Below are 2,611 nucleotides of genomic sequence, written 5' to 3'. Positions count from 1 at the left end.
ACCTCCGCCGCCTCTCCCGGCCCCGCCCGCCCTCCGCACCCGCACCACATCCGTACCGAGGAGTCCCAGCCGTGAGCGACCACGACGCCGAGCACCCCGACGCGTGGACCGAGCCCTCCGCGCACGCCGGCCCCTCCACCACGTACGGGGCTCCCTCCACGACATACGGGCCCGACACCGCGCACAGCTCTCCGCACACCGCCGAGCCGGCCGGACAGACCCCCGTCACCCCGGCCGACGCCGCCGACGCCGCCCGGCTCGTCTCCTTCGGGCTCCAGCCCAAGCTGCTGCCCGCCCGCGACGCCGAATACGCCGACCTGCTGCGGCGCTACCGGGAGGAGAGCGCCTTCGCCCGGCTCGCCGACGCCGTCGCCACCGGCCTCGGCCTCGTCGTCCTGGAGGTCTCCCCGCGCGCCGGGATGGCCGTCACGGCGGGCGAGGACTCCGTCTTCGCCGTCCGCATGGGTGACTACGCCCGCCGTGACGGCCATCCCGGCGCGCGGGGAGACCTCCAGGACGACGAGGCCGAGGCCGGTGGCGACGGCGTCGGCNGTCTCCCCGCGCGCCGGGATGGCCGTCACGGCGGGCGAGGACTCCGTCTTCGCCGTCCGCATGGGTGACTACGCCCGCCGAGCCTCCTCCGACGCCGCCGACCGCTTCCTGCACGGCCTCGCCCACCTCGCCGTCGCCGCCCTCGCCTTCCCCCGCCCCGAGGACCTCGCCGACGACGCGTACATCGGCCGCATCACGGTCAACGGTGTCGACGCATTCGTCCGCCAGGCCTGCCGGCGGCTGGAGGAGCGCGCCGAGGAACAGGGCGACAACACCGACCCCGTCAGCGACGCCCCCGGGCTCGAAGCCGGCTGGCGGATCTACGCCCGCCGCAGCGCCACCGGCGCCACCAAGGACGCCCGTCGGCTCGCCGGATCCACCACCGGCATCATCGGCAAGGCCGTCGCCTTCCTCACCGACTCCGGCTTCCTCCAGCGCACCGGCGACGACGCGGGCGGCGCCTACCGCACCACCGCCCGCTACCAGCTCCAGGTCCGGGACCTCGCGGGCAGCGCCGCCATGGCCGAACTGCTGGAACTCGGCGTCGTCCCCGTCACCGACGGCTCCGCCACCCTGCTGCCGCCGCCCGACCCCGACAGCGTGGAGCTGGCCGCCGACGCGGGCCTGCCCTTCCACTCCTGACCCCGACCGACCCGCACCCCCCCGCCGCTTCACCCCCGCTCACCGAACGACGAGAGTCCGCCGCCATGTACGAGTTGTCCCGGGTCCGCCTCTACTCCATCGGGCCTGCCGGTGCGCGCTACGCCGACACCGTCCTCGACCTGCGCGGCGTCGGCGCACCCGTCCCCAACCCCGCGCCCGCCCAGGCGGAGTTCTTCGAGGAGGAGCCGGTCGGCCCGCCCCGCCGCCCCGCGCCCGCGGGCGTCCTCTTCCTGGAGAACGGCGGCGGCAAGTCCGTCCTGCTCAAGCTGATCTTCTCGGTGATGCTCCCCGGCCACCGCAACACCCTCGGCGGGGCCAGCTCCGGGGTGCTGCGCAAGTTCCTCCTCGCCGACGACTGCGGGCACGTCGCCCTGGAGTGGCAGCACACCCTCACCGGTGAGTGCGTCGTCGTCGGCAAGGTCAGCGAGTGGCGGGGCCGCCAGGTCTCCAACGACCCGCGCAAGTTCGCCGAAGCCTGGTATTCGTTCCGCCCAGGACCCGGGCTCAGCCTGGACAGCCTGCCCGTCGCCGAGGCCTCCGCCGTGGGCCGCCCCGCCGAAGGCGTCTCCGGGGCGCGCGGCAGGCGGCGCACCATGAAGGGCTTCCGCGACGCGCTGATGGACGCGGGCAAGTTCTACGCCCACCTCGACGTGCACTGGGAAGAGATCCACGACCGCTGGAACGAACACCTCGGCGACCTCGGCCTCGACCCCGAACTCTTCCGCTACCAGCGCGAGATGAATGCCGACGAGGGCGAGGCCGCCGGTCTCTTCGCGGTGAAGAAGGACTCCGACTTCACCGACCTCCTGCTCCGCGCCGTCACCGACACCCGCGACACCGACGGACTCGCCGACCTGGTCAGCGGCTTCGGCAACAAACTGGGCCGCCGCGCCGAGCTGACCGCCGAACGCGACTTCACCGCGGGCTCCGTCGACCTCCTCGGCCGGATCGTCGAGGCCACCGACACCCGCGCCCGGGCCCGCGACATCCACGCCGGGGCCGAACGACGCACCCGCACCCTGGCCCGCCGCCTGTCCGCCCGCGCCGCCGAGGAGCGCGGCCGCACCGCCGAACTGGCCGAACGCGTCACCGCCGCCGCCCACACCGTCACCGAAGCCGAGTCCACCCGGGGCCGCCGCGCCCTGATCGCCGCCGAACTGGCCTACCGGCACGCCTCGCTGGCCCTGACCGCCGCCGAGAAGAGCGCCGCCGCCGGACGCAAGGAGCTGGTCGAGGCCCGCACCCTGCACGCCGCCTGGCAGGCCGCCGAAGCCGTCCTGCGCCACCGCGCCGCCGCCGACCGCTCCGCCAGGGTCGCCGCCGCCATCCGCGAGGCCGAACGCGACGCCGCCCCCGCCCTCGCGGCCCTCGCCGCCAGCGACGCCGAACAGTCCGC

General features: G+C 75.3%; 3 pseudogenes. All 3 read left to right on the top strand.

What is annotated here, in order from left to right:
• Positions 1 to 71: 71 nt before the first annotated feature.
• Positions 72 to 470: pseudogene (locus D3105_RS36175) on the top strand (hypothetical protein); the annotation flags it as partial.
• Positions 471 to 552: 82 nt separating this feature from the next.
• Positions 553 to 1,194 (top strand): annotated as a pseudogene (locus D3105_RS36170) (hypothetical protein); the annotation flags it as partial.
• Between the two features lie 65 nt (positions 1,195 to 1,259).
• Positions 1,260 to 2,611: pseudogene (locus D3105_RS33535) on the top strand (hypothetical protein); the annotation flags it as partial.

It is taken from the genome of Streptomyces globisporus (genome assembly GCF_003501885.1).
GTDB classification, from domain to species: domain Bacteria; phylum Actinomycetota; class Actinomycetes; order Streptomycetales; family Streptomycetaceae; genus Streptomyces; species Streptomyces globisporus_D.
Note: the sequence above shows the minus strand (reverse complement) of the source record. Positions and strands in the feature narration are given on the sequence as shown.